At 72.5% G+C, this 17,858-nt stretch carries 21 protein-coding genes and 2 pseudogenes; 13 read left to right on the top strand and 10 right to left on the bottom strand.

The window, feature by feature from the left end:
* Window positions 1–33: 33 nt before the first annotated feature.
* The gene (locus GTQ99_RS02600; RefSeq protein WP_166614181.1) at window positions 34–747 is read right to left on the bottom strand and encodes a hypothetical protein; all 714 of its coding nucleotides are present in this window, start codon (window positions 745–747) and stop codon (window positions 34–36) included.
* 117 nt (window positions 748–864) lie between these two features.
* Here GTQ99_RS02600 and GTQ99_RS02595 point away from each other — a divergent pair, with 117 nt between their 5' ends.
* A complete protein-coding gene (locus GTQ99_RS02595) occupies window positions 865–1,368 on the top strand; it encodes a hypothetical protein (RefSeq protein ID WP_166614180.1) in 504 nt (167 codons plus the stop codon).
* 210 nt (window positions 1,369–1,578) lie between these two features.
* On the opposite strand, the gene GTQ99_RS02590 is transcribed toward GTQ99_RS02595, so the two are convergent.
* Window positions 1,579–2,091: a hypothetical protein gene (locus tag GTQ99_RS02590; protein WP_166614179.1), complete on the bottom strand. Its 513-nt coding sequence runs from the start codon at window positions 2,089–2,091 to the stop codon at window positions 1,579–1,581.
* A gap of 132 nt (window positions 2,092–2,223) precedes the next feature.
* On the bottom strand, window positions 2,224–2,736 hold the full coding sequence (locus GTQ99_RS02585; protein ID WP_166614178.1) for a MarR family winged helix-turn-helix transcriptional regulator: 513 nt from the start codon (window positions 2,734–2,736) through the stop codon (window positions 2,224–2,226).
* Window positions 2,737–2,820: 84 nt separating this feature from the next.
* Between GTQ99_RS02585 and GTQ99_RS02580 the strand changes: the two genes are divergently transcribed.
* Together GTQ99_RS02580 and GTQ99_RS02575 are read left to right on the top strand one after the other, a co-directional pair.
* Complete coding sequence (locus GTQ99_RS02580) at window positions 2,821–3,747, top strand: alpha/beta fold hydrolase (protein ID WP_166614177.1); 927 nt, start codon at window positions 2,821–2,823, stop codon at window positions 3,745–3,747.
* Window positions 3,748–4,013: 266 nt separating this feature from the next.
* A complete protein-coding gene (locus GTQ99_RS02575; protein WP_166614176.1) occupies window positions 4,014–4,802 on the top strand; it encodes a DUF6924 domain-containing protein in 789 nt (262 codons plus the stop codon).
* Window positions 4,803–4,887: 85 nt separating this feature from the next.
* Here the strand turns inward: GTQ99_RS02575 and GTQ99_RS02570 are convergent, their stop codons facing one another.
* The gene (locus GTQ99_RS02570) at window positions 4,888–5,313 is read right to left on the bottom strand and encodes an NUDIX domain-containing protein (RefSeq protein WP_166614175.1); all 426 of its coding nucleotides are present in this window, start codon (window positions 5,311–5,313) and stop codon (window positions 4,888–4,890) included.
* Window positions 5,314–5,809: 496 nt separating this feature from the next.
* On the opposite strand from GTQ99_RS02570, the gene GTQ99_RS02565 reads away from it, so the two are divergent.
* Window positions 5,810–6,166, top strand: a complete 357-nt coding sequence (locus GTQ99_RS02565) for a hypothetical protein (protein ID WP_166614174.1) — start codon at window positions 5,810–5,812, stop codon at window positions 6,164–6,166.
* 240 nt (window positions 6,167–6,406) lie between these two features.
* Window positions 6,407–6,871, top strand: coding sequence for a VOC family protein (locus GTQ99_RS02560; protein ID WP_166614173.1), 465 nt, complete (start codon window positions 6,407–6,409; stop codon window positions 6,869–6,871).
* 187 nt (window positions 6,872–7,058) lie between these two features.
* Here the strand turns inward: GTQ99_RS02560 and GTQ99_RS02555 are convergent, their stop codons facing one another.
* A complete protein-coding gene (locus GTQ99_RS02555; RefSeq protein ID WP_166614172.1) occupies window positions 7,059–7,985 on the bottom strand; it encodes a tyrosine-type recombinase/integrase in 927 nt (308 codons plus the stop codon).
* A 150-nt stretch (window positions 7,986–8,135) separates the two neighbouring features.
* On the opposite strand from GTQ99_RS02555, the pseudogene GTQ99_RS27430 reads away from it, so the two are divergent.
* Window positions 8,136–8,246: pseudogene (locus GTQ99_RS27430) on the top strand (type II toxin-antitoxin system VapB family antitoxin); the annotation flags it as partial.
* 170 nt (window positions 8,247–8,416) lie between these two features.
* Entirely contained in the window at window positions 8,417–8,830 is a 414-nt protein-coding gene (locus GTQ99_RS02545; protein WP_166614170.1) for a PIN domain-containing protein, read from the top strand.
* 138 nt (window positions 8,831–8,968) lie between these two features.
* Here the strand turns inward: GTQ99_RS02545 and GTQ99_RS02540 are convergent, their stop codons facing one another.
* Window positions 8,969–10,324 carry a hypothetical protein gene (locus GTQ99_RS02540; protein WP_166614169.1) on the bottom strand — a complete coding sequence of 452 codons (1,356 nt, stop codon included), beginning with the start codon at window positions 10,322–10,324 and terminating at the stop codon, window positions 8,969–8,971.
* 378 nt (window positions 10,325–10,702) lie between these two features.
* Here GTQ99_RS02540 and GTQ99_RS27425 point away from each other — a divergent pair.
* Window positions 10,703–11,461 (top strand): annotated as a pseudogene (locus GTQ99_RS27425) (cupin domain-containing protein); the annotation flags it as partial.
* 261 nt (window positions 11,462–11,722) lie between these two features.
* Here the strand turns inward: GTQ99_RS27425 and GTQ99_RS02530 are convergent.
* On the bottom strand, window positions 11,723–12,343 hold the full coding sequence (locus tag GTQ99_RS02530) for a TetR/AcrR family transcriptional regulator (protein WP_166614168.1): 621 nt from the start codon (window positions 12,341–12,343) through the stop codon (window positions 11,723–11,725).
* Between the two features lie 55 nt (window positions 12,344–12,398).
* On the opposite strand from GTQ99_RS02530, the gene GTQ99_RS02525 reads away from it, so the two are divergent.
* The 5 genes from GTQ99_RS02525 to GTQ99_RS02505 all read left to right on the top strand — a co-directional run bounded on the left by GTQ99_RS02525 (window position 12,399) and on the right by GTQ99_RS02505 (window position 16,833).
* Window positions 12,399–13,175: an oxidoreductase gene (locus GTQ99_RS02525; protein ID WP_166614167.1), complete on the top strand. Its 777-nt coding sequence runs from the start codon at window positions 12,399–12,401 to the stop codon at window positions 13,173–13,175.
* A 123-nt stretch (window positions 13,176–13,298) separates the two neighbouring features.
* Complete coding sequence (locus GTQ99_RS02520) at window positions 13,299–13,631, top strand: DUF1330 domain-containing protein (RefSeq protein WP_166614166.1); 333 nt, start codon at window positions 13,299–13,301, stop codon at window positions 13,629–13,631.
* Window positions 13,632–13,781: 150 nt separating this feature from the next.
* Window positions 13,782–14,960 carry an FAD-dependent oxidoreductase gene (locus GTQ99_RS02515; protein ID WP_205706655.1) on the top strand — a complete coding sequence of 393 codons (1,179 nt, stop codon included), beginning with the start codon at window positions 13,782–13,784 and terminating at the stop codon, window positions 14,958–14,960.
* A 5-nt stretch (window positions 14,961–14,965) separates the two neighbouring features.
* Window positions 14,966–15,847: a sigma-70 family RNA polymerase sigma factor gene (locus GTQ99_RS02510; RefSeq protein WP_166614165.1), complete on the top strand. Its 882-nt coding sequence runs from the start codon at window positions 14,966–14,968 to the stop codon at window positions 15,845–15,847.
* A 68-nt stretch (window positions 15,848–15,915) separates the two neighbouring features.
* Window positions 15,916–16,833 (top strand): NAD-dependent epimerase/dehydratase family protein, encoded by a 918-nt coding sequence (locus GTQ99_RS02505; protein WP_166614164.1) that lies wholly within the window; start codon window positions 15,916–15,918, stop codon window positions 16,831–16,833.
* Here GTQ99_RS02505 and GTQ99_RS02500 read toward each other — a convergent pair.
* The 3 genes from GTQ99_RS02500 to GTQ99_RS27420 form a co-directional block, all read right to left on the bottom strand.
* Window positions 16,785–17,243, bottom strand: a complete 459-nt coding sequence (locus tag GTQ99_RS02500) for a Rid family hydrolase (RefSeq protein WP_205706654.1) — start codon at window positions 17,241–17,243, stop codon at window positions 16,785–16,787. The two genes, GTQ99_RS02505 and GTQ99_RS02500, sit on opposite strands and share 49 nt — an antisense overlap.
* Window positions 17,244–17,337: 94 nt before the next feature.
* Window positions 17,338–17,643 carry a GNAT family N-acetyltransferase gene (locus tag GTQ99_RS02495; protein ID WP_166614162.1) on the bottom strand — a complete coding sequence of 102 codons (306 nt, stop codon included), beginning with the start codon at window positions 17,641–17,643 and terminating at the stop codon, window positions 17,338–17,340.
* A 79-nt stretch (window positions 17,644–17,722) separates the two neighbouring features.
* The coding region (locus tag GTQ99_RS27420) for a DUF5996 family protein (protein ID WP_420814503.1) at window positions 17,723–17,858 on the bottom strand (136 nt) is incomplete at its 5' end.

Below are 17,858 nucleotides of genomic sequence, written 5' to 3'. Positions count from 1 at the left end.
GACCGGATGCTCGCCTGACTGTGACGGGTCGGCTCAGGTGGAGCCGGGGTAGCCGATCCGCGTGATGTTCTTCGCCAGGTCTGCCAGTCGTCGCTGGGGGTTGAGGCGGTGCACCAGCTCCTCGCTCAGTGGCTGCAGGCCCAGCACGTGCTCGACGTCTCGCAGGTCCACCTCGATCTCGTGGATCTCTTCCAAGTAGGCGACGACGGCTGCACCGTCGCCTTCGAGTTCGGCGAACAGCCAGTCCGAGCCGTCGGAGGTGTCCGCGACGACGGAGCTGCGCAGCTGCACCGGGTGCCAGTGCTCGTCCTCTGGCAGTCGCCAGCACGCGACGGTCACCATGGGCAGGCCATCGCCGGTGAAGGCCGGCTCCGCCGCGGCCCGACGCAGCGCCTCGGGCACCGCCGCCAGCCAGTCGAGGTCGTGCTCCTCGGCCCACGGGCTCATCGGGCTCTCGTGGTCAAAGCCGCGCAGCCACACCCCGGCGGGGGTGAAGGTCATCGACCAGGCGTTGCCACTGCCGTCGTCCATCGAGGCCAGCTCCTCGTTCGTGTCCCAGTAGGTGTCGACGTCGAAGACGCGGCTGTCCTCGTCCTCGACCAGCACGGCTTCCAGCATCGCTAGGCCCTGGGCGCGACGGCGCAGCGTCTCGGGGGCGGGGAGTCGCCGCGCCAGCTGCACCGCAGCGACCGGCAGCGCGGCCAGTGGGCTGACGGGGATGTCTCGTTGCCACGGTAGCCACTTCACAGCGCAAGGATGCCCGAGCCTGCGCCCCGCCGTGATCCCGCCCGGAAGGCGGGATGACCGCGACGTCGCAGTGCACGAAAGGGGAGTGCACTGTCTCGCTGATCGCCTCTAAGGTCGATGATCGTGGTGCGGTGGTGGTTCGGTCGTCGGTCGGCTCCTGACTCGTCGGAGGGGACGTCAGCATCGGATAAGACAGCCCCGGAGCGGGTCGCGACGTTCTCCGGCGTCAGCCGCGAAGAGGTCCTGGATGCCGGCACCGGACTGTATGAAGTGATCAGCGACGCCGGTGTGCACGTCACCTTGCACGAGACCGAGCTGGTGCGGCTGGAGGTGGCCGCCGCGCCGCGGGCGGAGCTGACCTTGTGGTGCCGCTTCGATCCTGACTGGGTGCCGGCCGGGGCTGAGGCGACTCCGGTGGTGCGGCTGCACTTCACCGACGTTGTGGTGGAAAGCATGGAAGTCGACGAGGACGGGTGGGACCTTGCCTCGGGCAGCGACGCGCAGGTGCGTTTGCTGGACTACGCCGCTGGTGACTGGTTCCGGCTGCAGACCTGGGCGCTGCTAGTGGACTTCCGCGCCGCTCACGCGGACCTGTCGCTGCACCCGGCGGAGCCGGGATGAGCCGCTCCACGTCAGGTATTGCGCGTTGGTGGAGGTGTCCTCAGCAGGCATTGTTGAGGTCGTGCCTGATCGTGCCTTGGGCACGTGGGGCGTTCTGACCGTGACGCCGCCCGCAACGCGCGATGACCGTGCGCTGCCCGCACCGCGGGATGACCGTGACGTCGCGTGCAGCGCGGGATGCGCGAGCGTTGCGGGGGCAGCTCTGCTCGTCTAGCGCGCCGTGCCGGCGGCGATGTCGAGGACGGTGCCGCCGAGCGGAAGTCCTGCTTGTGGCCACTGCACAGCCACAGCCACCCGGCCATCGCGGGGCAGCTCGCCGATCCAGAACTGCGCCTGCATCTCAAAGGCGTCATTGGTGCCGTGGGCCTCGCTCCGCTGCGGCGGCACCTGCTCGACGAGGTCGTTGACCTCGATGTGCAGGAGCGGGCTCGAGTCCGCGGCGGCCGTGGGGCCGTCCCCATCAGGCGCGGCGTCGCGCCGGGGCATCATCGGCCGGGGCGTCAGCTGGCGCTTGGCCGCCTCGGCGTAGACGCCGTCGGCCCGTAGCACGAGGTGCAGCATCAGCCCCTGGGCGTGGGCCTGCAGGTGGTGCAGCTCGGCGCTGATGCCCTGGCCTCGGCTCAACGGCATGCGGCCGTGCGCCAGGACGCCGACGTCTTCAGGTGGTGGCTCGAGCTGCCAGTGGTGGTGCATGGACTCAGCGTCGAGGACGCTGTCCTCCACGCGCAACGCTCTCTCCAGGCACCACGGTGTGGAACGGGAACCACCCGCAATTCGGCAAGACCGTGACGTCGTGGGGCGCCGGCGATAGCGCGCACGGCGAGATGACCGGACGCATCGACGACGGCTGGACGGTTACGCGCCGGAGCGGGTCGTCGTTTCCACGGCCGCGCTGGGCCCGAAGTCCTGGGTCGCGACCCATCCCGGTGCGTCAACGCGCACCGCGGCAGAGCCCACGAGCTCGCTCAGCTGAGCCTCGAGCTGCTGCAGCCGTTCGATCCCGATGCGTCGTGCCCACTGCTCACGCAGCTCGTCGAAGATTGCTTCACCCTCGCGGAGCAGATCGAACCCCCGGTCCGTGACGTGCAGGCGCTTGCGCCGGGCGTCGCCGGGGTCTGCCTGCCGCACCACGTATCCCCGGTCCTGCAGCACGCTGATCGTCTGCGCCGCGGCCTGCTTGGTCACCGCCGTGCGCCGGCTCAGCTCCGAGGCGCTGTCCGCGCCCGCGGCGATGGCTCGGATCGCGAAGTCGTGGACCGGTCGCACGTCTTCGTACCCGCGCCGGCCCAGCTCCTCCTGAGCTGCGTCCACCAGGCTGCGGAACCCTCCGAGCAGGAGGAGGGCGAGGTCGGCACCGGATCGAGACACCCGCCCAGCTTAGTCGGGCGCTGGACATAGACAAGCATCTTGTCTAACTTCATCGACAAGCCGCTTGTCTATGAGGAGGACACGATGTCCACGCCCGCCACCGCACCCATCACAACACCTGCCTCCATCCCCGAGGTCAGCCACCACGACGCTGACCTCAACGGGACGAAGATCCACTACGTCCAGGCCGGGACCACCGGCTCTGCCGTCCTGCTCGTGCACGGCTTCCCGGAGACGTGGTGGGCCTTCCACCGCCTCATTCCCCTCCTCGCCGAGCACCACCGCGTCATCGCCGTCGACCTGCGGGGTTTCGGTGACTCCGGCAACGGCCCCGGCGACTACGACAGCGCCACCTCGGCGCAGGACCTGCACGCCCTGGTCGACCACCTTGGCCTGGGTGCCGTCCATGTCGTGGGGCAGGACATCAGCGGCGCGGCGGTCTTCCGGTTCGCCAGTTCCCACCCCGCAGACGTCCTGAGCTTCACCGCCATCGAGATGGGTCTGGCCGGCTTCGGGCTGGAAGGGCTGGCCGACGTCACCCACGGCGGGTCGTGGCACATCGGTGTCCTGGCCGCACCGGGCATTCCGGAGATGCTGCTCGCCGGACGCGAGCGGGAGTTCCTGGGGAACTTCGCCTTCCCCGCCATGATGGCGGTGCCGGGGTCGGTCACCGATGCCGATGTGAGCGAGTTCGCCCGGACTTACTCCCGACCCGCAGGCTTCCGCGGGGCCAGTGGCCTCTACCGCTCGATGCTAAGCGAGGGAGCTGACATCACCGCCCTCGCCGCCGCGCACCCGCTGGCGGTCCCGGTCCTGGCCGTGGGTGCCGGTGGTGGCGCCTTCACCGAGGCCACCTTGTCCGCGGCCGTCGGTTCCAGTGTCCGCTCCGTCCAGCTGCAGGGCGTGGGGCACTACGCGGCCCTGGAAGCACCGGAGAAGGTCGCTGCCGCTCTCCTTCCCTTCTTCCACGACGCCGACGCCCCGGTCGCGGGGGTGGTCTCTGAACACTGACTCCAGGCGGTGACGCTGGGCAAGCCGCGTCACCGGCCTGCCCGGCGTCTCGACGACACGGGCGGTCGACGCGTGCCGCTCGTCTCCAGACATCGCCGTGTCCGCGCGATCGCCGGCCAACTGGCGCCCGCGCACACCGCGGGATGACCGCGAAGTCGTCGACGCTCTCGATCGGAGTGCTCTGGGTGCGGGCGCCCACTGCTCCGACCGGGGTCGGCACGGGGGTTGGCCCCCTCCGGGTGCCGGTCCTCAAGCAGACTCGAAGCGTGCGCCGCGTCCTCCTCCTGACCGCCCTGCTGGTGGCGATCACCGCCTGCAGCTCCCCGACCGACCCGGTACGAACCTCCACCGCAGGCCAGAGCGAGCTCGAGACGCCGACGGTGAGCTCGGACTCCTCTTGGGTCGACGACCCCGGTCCGGCGTGCGAACCGCCGGAGGACGCCGCGGAGGGCGACGTCTGGTTGTGCGTGGAGGAGACCACGCCCGACCCGCAAGCCGAGCAGGAGCGGCTGGCTGCCCTGGCGCAGGAGACAGCAGGGTGGTCAGACGAGGACGCGCAACGGGCCGACAACGAACGGCTGCGGCAAGTGATGGCCGAGTACGAGGCCGAACCCCCCGAGCTCACTGCCGAGGACGACGCGCTGGCGGCGTCCGGGGATCTGCCGGCGGATCGCGGATCGCTGCTGATCCGCACCGACTTCACCCACCAGCCGCAGTGGGAGGCGCTGCTGAACGCGGTGCAGACGCCGAGTCCGGACGGGTTCGTGCCCTACCTGAGCACGGTCGAGCACCAGCGGTGGGCCGGGGCGTCCGTCGCCGACCTGGCTGCCGCTGCCCCGCCGTACGTGCTGCTCGTGCTCGCCGACGCGACGACGCTTTCCTCACCGGAGATGCCGCTGCTGGTGCTCGAGGTCCGCGACGGTGCAGTCCAGGAGTTGCGCGTGGCTCCGCAGGCTCTGGCGTCGGTGGAGAACAACCTGTCCATCGCCAACATGGACTGGGAGGACTTCGCGGGTGCTGCTGATCCCGACGGCGTGTTCCGCGGTTTCGACTGATCGGCGGATGGTGCTGTGCGCGTAAGTCGCGGCAGCGACCCGATCACGCAGGACGCGGGATGACCGTGACGTCGCGTTGGTCTCGTCAGGTCGCCCCAGGAGTGAGTTGGCTGAGCATGTCGCTCAGCATCTGCTGGTGCTCAGGGTGCGCCCAGAGCAGCTGGTCGAGCTCGTCGGCGCTGAACCAGGTGAGACGGTCGTTTTCGTCGGGGCGGGTGTTGCTGGGCTGCCCGCTCCAGGTCCGCACCCGCCAGGTGCTCAGGTGCAGCTCGGTGTCGGGTGCGCCGGGGGTGAGGTGCAGCCGGGAGGCGGGTTCGTCGTCGCAGTCGAGGACGTTGATGCCGAGCTCCTCGTGTAGCTCTCGGCGCAGGGCTTCGGGCTCGGACTCGCCGGGCTCGACGTGGCCTCCGGGCAGGGCCCACCGGGCGGAGTGAGCGCGGCGGTCTGCACTGCGCAGGGCCAGGAGCACGCGGTGGTCCCGGATGAGGATGCCGACGGCAACGGTGTGCACCGGTGAAGCCAAGCAGACGCTCGCAACGGCGCCGGGTCGGACCGCATTCGCGCCCTCAACGCGCCATGACCGCGCGGTCGTCAGCCATGCTGAGTCGGTGCGAGTGAGTCTGGTCGATGAGCAGTGGACGCTGTGGAGTCGGGGCAGCTGACCACCCCGGCCGGTCGGCGGTTCACCTGCGGCTCCAGCCGTATCGAGCGTCGAGACGCGGACGCCCTCATTGCAGCCGGCGTGCCCCTAGTCCTGTACTGGTACGGCGGCCAGTAGCTGGACTACCTCGACGGCCCTGACGCGGTGCAGCAGTGGCAGGTCGTGCGGCCAGCGGTGACCACCCGGGCGCCGCAGCCGGGTGGCGAGGTCGTCTGGATGGGCGGGCGTTGGGTCAGCGATGACGACCGGGAGGTGCTGGTGCTCACTGGGCAGTGCTGAGCGTCCAGAGCAGCATGATCGGGGGCGGGATCGTGCGTCGGCCAGGCGCGTCCGGGAAGCTGGGGCTGTGAGCTTGTCGGCTGTGCTGCGCGATATGCCTGACCGACCGGACTTGGTGGCTCAGGTGCTGCTCGGGTGCCCTCCGCAGTTCCTGGTCGTGGAGGGTGTCCGGCGGACGTGGGGGCGTGAGCTGACGGCCCAGGAGGCGGTGGCTCACGCCGAGCGGGGACGGCCGGCCTACCTGCTCACCTTCGGCAAGTGCGTCGAGCTCTCACCGTCGCTGTTGGCCAAGGTGCTGGCTGATGAGGACTTCCAGCGCAGCGCCAGCAGTGGTGAGGCCGTCGTTCGCATGTACGGGCGACACCGTGCCGGTGAGCCCGACACCCGTCTGGTAGTCGCTGCGGCCGCGAGGCACGTGGACTGACGTCGTGGCCTACGGCTGCTCACTCTTCAGCAGGAGCGCGATGTCTGCGCCATGACCGTGACGTCGCCCGTAGGGCGGGATGACCGCGACGTCGCGGTCATGCCGCGGAGTACGCGGGCATCACGTCGCGGCGTCCTCCCATCGGGGTCCTCAGTGGGCTGAAAGGGTGTGGAACGCTGAGCCGGTGTGCGGCGTCCCAGGGGCGTGCGCCTAGGACCCTTCGCCGCAGACAGCTGCCTGATGCTGCTCACCGCGTGTTCGAGCGGCATGACGGCTCAGGCGTGCACGGCGATCGGCCCGCCGTTCGGGTTGACCTTCGACATGAGGGCCTTGAACGACCCGCCCCAGCCCCCCGACAGTCCGCTGGTTGCCGATTACTGCGCCGATGACGCCTGCCAAGGCACCTACGTGCGCTTGTTCACCGCTGACCCGGCGATCACTGGCGGTGCAGACATGAGCAGTGCCTTCATCTTCGACCTGGACATGAGCGCCGCGCCGACGGCGCACCTGCGCCTGCACGACGAGGGAGGTCCGGTCGTTCGTGAGGTCAGCGTGCCGGTGGCCGCGCGGGCGGTCAGCTCTGACGTGAACGGTCCTCGATGCACCAGCGATGGGTACTGGGGCGCGGTGCGGGTGGAGCCCGACGGCAGCTTGAGCGATGTGACTGCCACGACGCCGTTGCCGGCTTCGCTGCAGTTGCGCTGAGCGGTTCGGACGGGCCCCGCGGTCGACGTCCAGGAGGTTAGGGCGTTGGTGGACCCGGTCGTCACACGTCCCCCGCCCTGGGAGCAGAGGGCGACCGCGTGCACCTGCTGGTCGGCGCTCGACAGGTGATCGCGCCCTACCTCGACCATCTGGTCATCGGCAGATGAGTGAAGTCGGGGTGGCCCCGTCAGGTGCCTGAGGCCATGTACGCGGCAAGGATGTAGTTGGGGTGGCGATCCAGCGTGGTGCGGGCCCGGTCGTAGCGCATCGTCGTCCTGGGGTCGGCGTGGCGGGCGGCAATCTGGACGTCTCTGAGGTCCACTCCGGCGTCGAGCATGGTGGTCACGTATGTGTGGCGCAGCATGTGCGGGTGCATCCGCGGTAGCCGGATGCGGGCGTCGGCGGCGAGGTGACGCAGCCGTCGGGTGGCGGAGTGGCGGTCCAGGCGACCGCCGCGGGTGTTCAGCAGCAGTGGGCCGGTGATGCGGGCGCTGATGGCGCGGTCCACAGCTCGGCCAACCGCTGGCGCCAGCGGGACGAGGACGACCTTGTGACCTTTGCCGACCACCCGCAGGACGCGGTGGCCGTGCTCCTCGCCGAGGTCGGTGATGTCCAGGGCGCAGGCCTCGAAGATCCGCAGGCCCAGCAGCCCGAGCAGGCACACCAGGGCGAAGTCGCACGGGTTGGCCGAGTCCCGCGAGGTGGCGAGCATCGCTTCGAGCTGCAGGTGCGACAGGCCCAGGGTGGGTGACTCCGGTGGCACGTTGGGGCGGCGGACGTAGTCGGCCGGTGAGTGCTCGAGGACGGCGTCGATGACGCAGGTCCGGTAGAAGCCGGCGACGACCGACATGCGCCGGGAGACGGTGGAGGCGGCGAAGCGCTGGTTCTCCTGCATCCACCGCACGTACAGCTCGATGTGCGGGCGCCGGGCAGCCAGCGGGTTGAGGCCGCGCAGTCGGCACCAGGTGAGGTAGGCGCGCAGGTCGGACTCGGCGTGGCGCCGGGTCTCGCCGCGGTAGCGAGCCAGGTAGGCGGCGATGGCCAGGCGCAGGGGGTCGGTGCGCCAGGTGCCGTCACCGAGGGCGATGGGTAGATGGTCAGGGGTGAGGCTCATAGAGGAGCGTGCTTCCGCTGCGCCCTGATCGCGCCAGGCCGGTCGCACTGCAGGCTCAGGTGCGTGCCGCAGGTCCGGGGTGGAGGTGGATACCTCGACCTTCACGTACGTCAGGCTTATGATTGACGTACGTCGACCCGGGGAGTCTTCATGACCTACACGCACATCGACATCGATGACGATCTGCTGGGTCGCGCAGCTAGCGCGCTGGGCACCAAGCAGAAGAAGGACACCGTCGAAGCCGCCCTGCGCGCTGCCGTCGAGAAGGCCGAGAAGGACCAGGCGTGGAGTCACCTGTGGGACTACGTCGATGCCGGCGGCTTCTCCAACACCGCGTACCTCGAAGCCGAGCGTGAACACCTCGCCCACGAGCAGGCCAAGGTGGACGAGTACGCGCAAAGGCCGGGCAGTAGCGGCAGCGAGGGCGCTGCGTGAGGTTCGTCCTCGACAACAGCGTCATCCAGCGCTTCAGCAAGCCGCGCGTCCGGGATGCCGTGGAGGCGTTGCGGGCTGATCACGAGCTGGTCATCTGCGTGCCGACCTTGCTCGAGGTCGGGGTCTCTACCCGCAATGAGGTCGATCACGTGCGGCAGTGGCAGTACCTGGCCGCTGCGATGCGTACGCTCCACGGGTCAGAGGAGGTGGATGTCCAAGCTCGGACCATCCAGGGCGGGCTCGTCGCCAAGGGGCAGCACCGCGGACCCGGCCCGGTGGACATCCTGGTCGCAGCCCATGCCGCCGTAGAAGGGGCCGCCGTCCTGCACTACGACCGAGACTTCGAGCTGATCGAGGAGTGCGCGGGCGTCCGGCAGCGGTGGGTGCTTCCGCGTGGAACGACCACGTAGGGGAACCGATCGGCAGCAAGGACGAGCTGCGTCTTCGGCGGCCGTTCCTGCCAGCCTCATGGTCGCCCGGGCCGCGGGATGACCGTGCACACGGCGGCGCGGCGTTGATCGCTCAGATGCCGTCAGCAGCGGCGGTGCTCAGACGTCGAGGAAGCCGTCACGCGCCTGGCTGAGAGGCGGCAACATGTGCGCCTGGTACTGATCCACCAGGTGAGCGTCGGGGTACTGCGGGCCCAGGATGCGGCCCAGCTCATCGAAGAGCGGCACCCGCCGCCGCAGCCGCACCCCAGATCGTTCGAGCACCGACATGGTCAGCTCCAGCACCGTGTGCGGCCAGGACCCCTCCAAGCGGTGCTCGAGGTCCCGGGCGCCCACCTGCTGCAGCCGGCCGGCGCGATCCTGCACCTCCTGCAGCACCTGCCGGGCGTAGGAGTCCGCCTCCAGCGGCCGCGGCCGCAGCGGCCGGCAGTGCTCGCTGATGTCCACGGAGCCTGCGGGCAGCAGCTCGGTGAGCGAGCCGTCAGCGGCGTCCAGGGCGATGACGTCCACCGGGTGCTGCGCCGCTGATGAGGTCCAGGTGCGAGGGCGGCGCGCCACGGCGAGTAGCAGACGGGAGCCGGAGGCGCTGATGGTCTCGATCCAGCCGTCAGCGAGGTCCCAGGAGGCCAGCACCTGCCCTGAGGCATCGCGTGCGCTCACCAGCGGACGCGTCCACGCCCGCCCGCCGCTGGGCGCCTGCTGGCTGGGCTCGGCGAACCACTCCAGCTCTCCCCGGCGCGCGATGGGCCCGTGGCCGGGCACGTCCTGGGAGACCAGGGACGAGGGGTCATCAGCTGGCGGGGGCTGGAACGTCCGCGGCAGCGCATGGTCCTCGGTCAGGGCCTGCGGTGGCTCCTGGTTCCAGGGCAGCTTCCAGGGCAGCAGGTACCAGCGGGTGTCGCGGCTGACCCGGTCCTGCGTCTCGTCCCAGCGGCGCAGCCCGTGACCGTCTCCGACGGCGGCCACCAGCAGCCCCTCGGGGCTGGCGCGCAGGGCCTGCACGCCGCGGTCCATCGCGACGGTGAGCACCCGGCCCTCGGCGTCCACCCGTTGCAGCTGCCCGTAACCGAGGAAGGTGCGCGGCTGCTCCCCGCGGCGCACGTACTCCGCCTCCGGCGCGGCTGTGGCGCACCAGGCGGCGCCCGGGCCGCACGCGGCCAGGTGCTGGCGTGCGAGGGGGTGGCTGGGGCCGCCGACCCACCCGGCGGCGGCGACGCCGTCGAGGCCGATGCGCACGACGGGTCCACCGGGGTGCGGCTGCACCCACAGCGAGGTGCCGTCGCCGAGCACGACCGGGCGTGCGTGCACCTGTGGCGGGGGCACGGCGGGCCAGGTGACCACGTGCCGTACCTGCCCGTCGTGGGGGTCGAGGACGGCGGCGAGCGGTTGGGTGGCATCCACCGCCCACAGGCCGCAGTCGAGCTCGATCAGCCAGCCGGGGCGTAGGAACCGCACGGGTCGATCATGTGCGGTGCGCCCGCACGTCGTCCACCGTGTTCGTCGTCCACCGTGTTCGGGCTGTACGCCAAGACTGCTGCAGGAAGCAGCGAGGGTGATCGGCTCGTCAATGACCATCCGCTCTTCGCCATGACCGTGATGTCGGTGAGCATGAGGCCGGGGCGGCACGGGTGAGTCGCTGACGCTCCCGTGGTGCTCGTCCTGGCCGGGCCCGTCCGCCCGCCGCGCACTCACCCCGTGCACGCCGCTCGGCGCAGGAGTGAGGTCCACGCTGTGCGGTGGCCGGCGGAGCGCACCAGGGCAGGGCCCAGGTCCGGGAAGTACTACCAAGACGGCTGAAAGCGTCACCGATGTCTTGGTGCGGAACTGTCACCCATGTCCTGCGGCATGACGCCCGGATCGAGCCGGCGCGACCTCGCCGGACCACCGGCCAGGGGGTCGGGGAGGTTCCGCCCAGCGGGTGCCGGTGCTCAGGTGGCGGGCTCGTCCCAGGGACCGCCGCTCACCGCGGCCAGGGTGCGTGCGGCGGCACGGGCCGTCGCGATGAACGTCAGGACGGCCGGGTCCTGCTCGCCGACCCGCCACGGCAGGGTGGTCCGGTTCGGGCGCAGGTCGTCCGCGGGGACGAAGGCGAGACCGGCGCCCGCGCCCAGGCGGCCGCCAGCAGTGCTGCCGCCAGCAGTGCTGCCGCTCGGCCACGGGGAGGAGCAGCGCCTGCGCGGCGAACTCCGACAGGGAGATCGCCCCCGCCGGCACCAGCGGGTGGTCGGCCCGCAGGAGGGCCACGGTCTCCTCCTCGCGCAGCGCCTGCGCCTGCAGGTGGTCTGGGACGTCGACGACCTCGTCGTGGCCGCGTCCGGCCCTCCGGCGGAAGGTGTCGGCGGCACCGGGACGGCGCCGGGACGGCGCGCTGACGGCACGACCCGGCTCGGCGGCGCCGCGATCGACGACGCCCTCGCCGTGCTGGAGCACCGCGGGCGCAACGGCTGCAACAGCCCCCTGCACCGGCACCTGCGCGAGGACGAGACGTTCCTCGTCCTCGACGGCAGCGTCGAACTCGTGGTCGACGGGGACGAGCACACCGCTCGAGCCGGGTCCGCGGTCCTCCTCCCGAAGCACACCGTCGACGGGTTCGTCGTGGCCAGCTCGAGCGCGCGGTTCCTGACCCTGCGCACCCCGGGGGTTTCGACCGCTTCGCGCACCGGGTGGGGTTCCCCGCGGTCGTGGACGCGCCCGGCGAGAACCCGACGCCCCCGCCCGGAGCGGTCCTCCCGGCACCGGAGGAACTCACCAGGATCGCCGCCGAGCACGGCATCGAGGTCCTCGGCCCGCTGCCTGAGCAGCGCTCCCGCCGATCCCGGCGGCGCCCGCGGGGGACGGCGCAGTCGCAGGAGATCAGGCCGAGGCGGTCCTGCGCCGTCGGCCCCGGACCGGCGCGGCGGTGAGCGCGATGCCGTCGACGGCCGCGCCGGCGATGCGCTTCATCGTCTCCGGGTCCATCCCCGCCTTGCCGAGCGCCTCGAGCCCGCGGTGGGTGGCCAGGACGACCCCGCCGAGCGCCTCCGCGTCGGCGGCTGGGTCGACGAGCCCGGCGCGCTGCGCCTGCTCGACGAGGCGGCGGCAGGTGTCGAGCAGCGTCTCGTAGGCGGCCAGCGAGCGGGTCGCGACGGCGTCGTCCTCCCACGCCAGCTCGGCCGTGGCCCTGGCGAGCAGGCAGCCGCGCCGGTCGACGTGGTCCAGCGGCGCGAGGAGCCAGCTGCGCAGGCGCTCGAGCGCCTGGTCCTCCGGGCCGTCGAGCAGGGTTGCGGCGCTCTCCTCGGCCGCCGTGCAGTAGTCGTCGAGGACCCGCTGGAACAGCGCTTCCTTGTCGCCGAAGGCACCGTAGAGGCTGCCCTTGCTCAGGCCCGTGGCGCGGGAGATGTCCTCGACCGAGGTGCCGTGGTAGCCGGTCTCGGTGAACTGCCGGCGAGCCGCGACGACGACGTCGTGCTCCTCGAACTTCCGTGGTCGTGCCATGCCCCGATCCTACGCCGTTCTGGACAAACGGTCCACAACGCGTATTGTGGACCGCATGTTCAGAACTGTGACCCCGTCCCCCACCGAGTTCGCCGGCAAGCGCGTGGTCGTCACCGGAGGCTCCCGCGGCATCGGCGCGGCCGTCGTCCAGCGCTTCCTCGACGGCGGCGCCGACGTCGTCACCACCGCGCGCAGCGCCACCGGTGAGACGCCGCAGGCGGCCACCTTCATCGCGGGCGACGTCAGCACGCCCGCGGGCGTGCGCACGTTCGCCGCCGCAGCGCTGGAGGTGCTGGGCGGCGTCGACGTCGTCGTCAACAACGCGGGTGCGGCCCGCCTGCACCTCGGGGGCACCTCGTCCATCCCCGACGAGGAGTGGCTCGACGCGCTCGACCTGAACTACCTCTCCGCCGTCAGGGTCACCGGTGCGCTGCTCCCCGCGCTGCGCGAGGCCGGGGCGGGCGGCGCCGTCGTCAACATCTCCTCGGTCGCGGCGCTCACGCCCACGCCGCCGCTGGCCCACTACGCCGCCGCGAAGGCCGCGCTCAACGCCTACGGCAAGGCGCTGGCCGCCGAGCTCGCCCCCGCCGGGATCCGCGTCACCACGGTCGTGCCCGGCAACGTGGTGACCCCGGGCGGCGACGCGATCCGCCAGGGCATCGCCGACGCGGTGGGCGCCTCGCTCGACGACATCGCCGCCGGCGTCCCCCTGGGTCGCCCCGGGGACCCGCGCGACGTCGCCGAGGCCGTCGCCTACCTGGCCTCGGAGCGGGCCCAGTGGGTCACCGGGACGACCCTCACCGTCGACGGCGGCGAACTGCCCGCCACCTGACGCCCGCCCGCGGGTCCGTCGAGGTGACGCCGGTGACGCCCGGAACCGACGTCGCCGGCCGCCGAACCTCCCGCACCGCGCCCTGAACCCCGAACCGGACGACCACCACCCGAGGAGAACACCGTGTCCGAGAGCACCAGCACCACCACCGGCCGCACGCCGGCGTACAGCATCACCGAAGTCCTCGAGGTCCTCGACCCGCAGGGCGCCCAGCGCTACGCCGAGCTGACCCCGATCGCGGTCGAGAGGTTCGGAGGCCGCTTCGTCGTCCTCGGGGCCTCGCCCACGGTCGCCGAGGGCGAGGCCGGGGTCGCGCTCGCGGTCGTCGAGTGGCCCGACATGGAGACCCTGCAGGCCTGGTACGACTCCCCGGAGTACGCCCCGGCCCGCGAGATCGCCGCGACCGCGTTGCGCCGCCGGCTGGTCTTCCTGCCCGGCACCGCCCCGACGGCCTGAGCTCCACGGGCGCGCCGGACCACCGCGACGCCGCTCGAGCGACGAGCGGGCGGGCCGAGCGGTGCGGCGCCCTGCGGCGCGGTCCTGTCACGAGCGGGACGTGGCCGGTGTCCTCCTGTCGTGGAAGGTCGTCGACGGGAGGAGGACGGGGTGTCCGGTGCGGTGAGGGTGGTCGTCGTCGGTGGCGGGTACGCGGGGGTGATGGCCGCCGACCGGCTGTCCGGGGAGCGGGCGGGCCACCCGCGCGTGCGGGTGACGCTGGTGGACCCGGGCGCGCGGTTCACCGAGCGCATCAGGTTGCACCAGGTCGCCGCCGGGACCCGCGCCTCGGCCGGGGTGGCGTGGGAGGAGGTCCTGCACCCGGACGTGGAACGGGTGCAGGACCGCGTGGTCGGCATCGACGCCGCGGCGCGAGCGGTGGTCACCGGACGCGGGAGACGGCTCGGGTACGACCACCTGGTCTACGCCGTCGGCAGCGGCGAGGCGCCCACGACGGCGTCGTCGGTGACCAACGCGACGGCGGCGGCGGCGACCCGCGAGGAGATCGCCGCCCTGGCGCCGGGCGGCACGGTCACGGTCGTCGGTGCCGGGGCGACGGGGGTGGAGGTCGCCTGCGCGCTCGCGGTCGCGCGCGCCGACCTGGAGGTCACCCTCGTCACCGCCTCGTCGCCGACGACACCGCTGCGCCGGCCCGCGGTGGCCAGGCGCCTGGGGCGGCTGGGGATCGGCGTCGAGGTCGGGGTCGTCCACCCCGTCACGGGGGCGGTGAGCACCGCGGGGGGCCGGCGCGCCGCCGCGTCGGCCACGATCTGGACGGCGGGCCTGGCGGTGCCGCGGCTGGCGGCTGCCAGCGGTCTGCCCACCACCGGTGACGGGCGCCTGCTGGTGGACGCCACCCTCACCGTCCGCGGGGACGAGCGCATCGTCGCCGCCGGGGACGCGGCGGCCGTCGACGACCCCGGCGCCGCGCACCTGCGGATGTCCTGCGCCACCGCGATCCCGCTGGGCGCGCACGCCGCCGACGTCGTCCTGGCCCGGCTCTCGGGCGCCAGCGCGCCGCGGGTGGACGTCGGGTTCCTGCTGCAGTGCCTGGACCTGGGAGGTGGTCACGGCCACGCGCAGCTCGTCCGCCCCGACGACGGCGACCGGTGGGGTGCGCGCGCCGGGCTGGGGGGCCACCTGGGCGGAGCGGTGAAGGAGCGCGTCTGCGCGGCGACGCTGTCGTGGCTGACCCGCGAGGCCCGGCGACCCGGCTCCCACCGCTGGCCCCGCGGTCCGCGGCCGGTGGAGGGCCGCGGCGGGGACGGCGCACGAGGGCTCCTAGGGTGAGGTGCGTGAGCACGACGGCGCAGCACGACGAGTTGTTCGCGCTGCACCGGACCGTGGTCTTCGCCGTCGCCTACGAGGTCCTCGGGACCAGGGCCGACGCCGACGACGTCACCCAGGACACCTACCTGCGCTGGCGCGAGGTCGACCTGCAGCGGGTGCGCGACCCGCGCGCGTACCTGGCCACCATCTCGGCCCGGACGGCGCTGAACGCCGTGCGCCGCACCGCCCGTCGACGCGAGGACTACCCGGGGCCGTGGCTGCCCGAGCCGCTGGTCGCCGACGAGGGCCCCGAGCAGGAGTTCCTGCGCAGGGAGCAGCTCGGCTACGCGCTGACCGTGCTGCTGCAGGAGGCCCGTCCCGAGCAGCGGGTGGTGTTCGTGCTCCACGACGTCCTGGAACTGCCCTACCCGGCGGTCGCCGAGGCGCTGGGCAAGACGCAGGCGGCGGTGCGCCAGATCGCGCACCGCACCCGGACCCGCCTGGCGTCGGCGCGCCTCGCCGCGGGTGCGGCCGCCGAGCACGACGCCGTGCTCTCCGCGTTCCTGTCCGCCGTCGCCGGCGGCGACCTGCAGGCGCTGCTGTCGCTGCTGGCGCCCGACGCGGTGCTGCTCTCCGACGGCGGCGGCAAGGTCGTCGCGGCTCGCAAGCCCGTCCTCGGGGCCGAACGGGTCGCCGCGTTCCTGCTGTCGATCACCGCCACCGCCGACCCCGGCACCGGTGCGCAGGTCGTCGGCCTCAACGGCGGCCGCGGCGTCCTCGTCCACGTCGGCGCGCGCGTCGACCTGGCCCTGGCCCTCGGACTGAACCGGCGCGGCCGGATCGACGGCGTCTACCTCGTCCGCAACCCCGACAAGCTGGTGGCGGCGAGGGGCGCGGGACCGGGCTGATGGTCCCCGCGCCGCCCGGCCGACCGCCTCGTCGCGCCGGGGGCGAGCGGAGGTGGTTCGCTGCAGGCATGCGCATCTTCTTCACCGGCGGCAGCGGCAAGGCCGGTCACCACGTCGCCCCGTACCTGGCCTCCCAGGGGCACCAGGTCACCAACGCCGACCTCACCCCGCTGCGCCACCCCGACGTCACCGACCTCCGCGTCGACCTGACCGACGCGGGCCAGGTCTACTCCGCGCTGGCGGGCACGCCCACGGCGGCCGACCTCGACGGCCCGGCCCCCGCCGCGTCCACCGCGTCGGCCTACGACGCCGTCGTCCACTTCGCCGCGATCCCCAGCTCCTTCATCGCCCCGGACGCCACGACGTTCGCGGCCAACATCTCGGCGCACTACAACGTGCTGGAGGCCGCGACCCGGCTCGGCGTCCGCAAGGTGGTCTTCGCCTCCTCGGAGACGGCCTACGGGATCTGCTTCGCCCGGGGCGAGCGCAAACCGCTGTACGTGCCCGTCGACGAGGAGCACCCCGTGGTGCCGGAGGACTCCTACGCCATCTCCAAGGTGGCCGGGGAGGTGGTCGCGCGCTCCTTCCACGCCCGCACCGGCGCGGACGTCTACGGCCTGCGGATCAACAACGTCATCGAGCCCCACGAGTACGCCGAGAAGTTCCCGGCCTTCCTGGCGGACCCGTCCCTGCGGCGGCGCAACTTCTTCGCCTACATCGACACCCGCGACCTGGGCCAGCTGACCCTGCGCGCCCTGGAGACCGACGGGCTCGGCTTCGAGGTGTTCAACGTCGCCAACGCCGACATGTCGGTCGCCGCGACCACCCGGGAGGTCATCGACACCTTCTACGCCGGTGTCGAGGTGCGCCGCGAGATGGGCCGCGACGAGACGTTCTACAGCATCGACAAGGCCCGCGACCTGCTCGGCTACGTCCCTCAGCACTCCTGGCGCGACGTGCTGGACGACCCCCGCGGCGCCGCCTGAGCCTCGCCCGCCACCACCGCGATCGCCTCCACCTCCACCAGCTGGTCCGGCCAGCCCAGGACGCTCACGCCGAGCAGGGTGCTGGGCGCGTCGTGCTCGCCGAAGGCGCTGCGGACGACGTCCCAGACGGCGTCGAGGTCCTCGCGCCGGCCGGAGGCGACGTAGACGGTGCTCTTGACGACGTCGGTCAGCCCCGCGCCGGCCGCGCGCAGCGTGGTGACCAGGTTGGCCATCACCTGCCGCGCCTGGCCGACGTGGTCGCCGACGGCGACCGTGTTCCCGTCGGCGTCCAGGGGGCAGGCGCCCGCGGTGTAGACGGCGCGGTGGGCGCTCGTCGTCGCGGCGTAGGCGTAGGGGACCCGGTCGGTCAGTGCGGCAGGGCGGACGAAGGTGATGGCTGCGTCGGTCACGGTGGGCATCATGGACCGGTGCCGGGGTGCAGAGCACCCGGTGTGATCGAGCGCGGGGCCCGCGACCGGGGTCCGTTCCCCGCTCGGGCGCCGCTCAGTCGGTGGCGGTGCTCGGCGGGGCGTTGAACTGCAGGTCGGCGTACTCCGGGTGGCGCTGGATCCACCCCTTGATGAAGGGGCAGAGCGGCATCACCGCCAGGCCACGAGCACGGGCGTCGTCGAGGGCGGCCCGCGCCAGCGCGCTGCCCACCCCGCGCCCCTCGTGGGCCGGGTCGACCTCGGTGTGCGTGAAGACGATCATCCGGTCCGCGAGCACGTAGGCCGCCAGCCCCAGGCGCGAACCCCCCTCGTGAGCCTCGTAGCGCTTGCCGGCGGCGTCGTGCGTGACGGTGATGTCCATGTCCCTCGCCGATCCTCTCTCTGCTGCATGAGTCGTGCGGTGCGGTGCGACTCGCGGGGCGGTCGTGCCGGCGGTGCGGTCAGCGCAGGTGGTCCCAGCGCGCCGGGTCGTCCTCCAGCGCAGCGCGGTCCCACCGCCCGTGCTCGGCGGCGGCCGCGTACGTGCTCTGCAGGAAGTCCATCAGCGCGCGGTCCGGGTCGCCGGCGCGGCGCACG

The sequence above is a fragment of the Kineococcus vitellinus genome (genome assembly GCF_009906315.1).
GTDB classification, from domain to species: domain Bacteria; phylum Actinomycetota; class Actinomycetes; order Actinomycetales; family Kineococcaceae; genus Kineococcus; species Kineococcus vitellinus.
The sequence above is the reverse complement of the archived record's forward strand: the minus strand, read 5'-3'. Positions and strand labels throughout refer to the sequence as shown.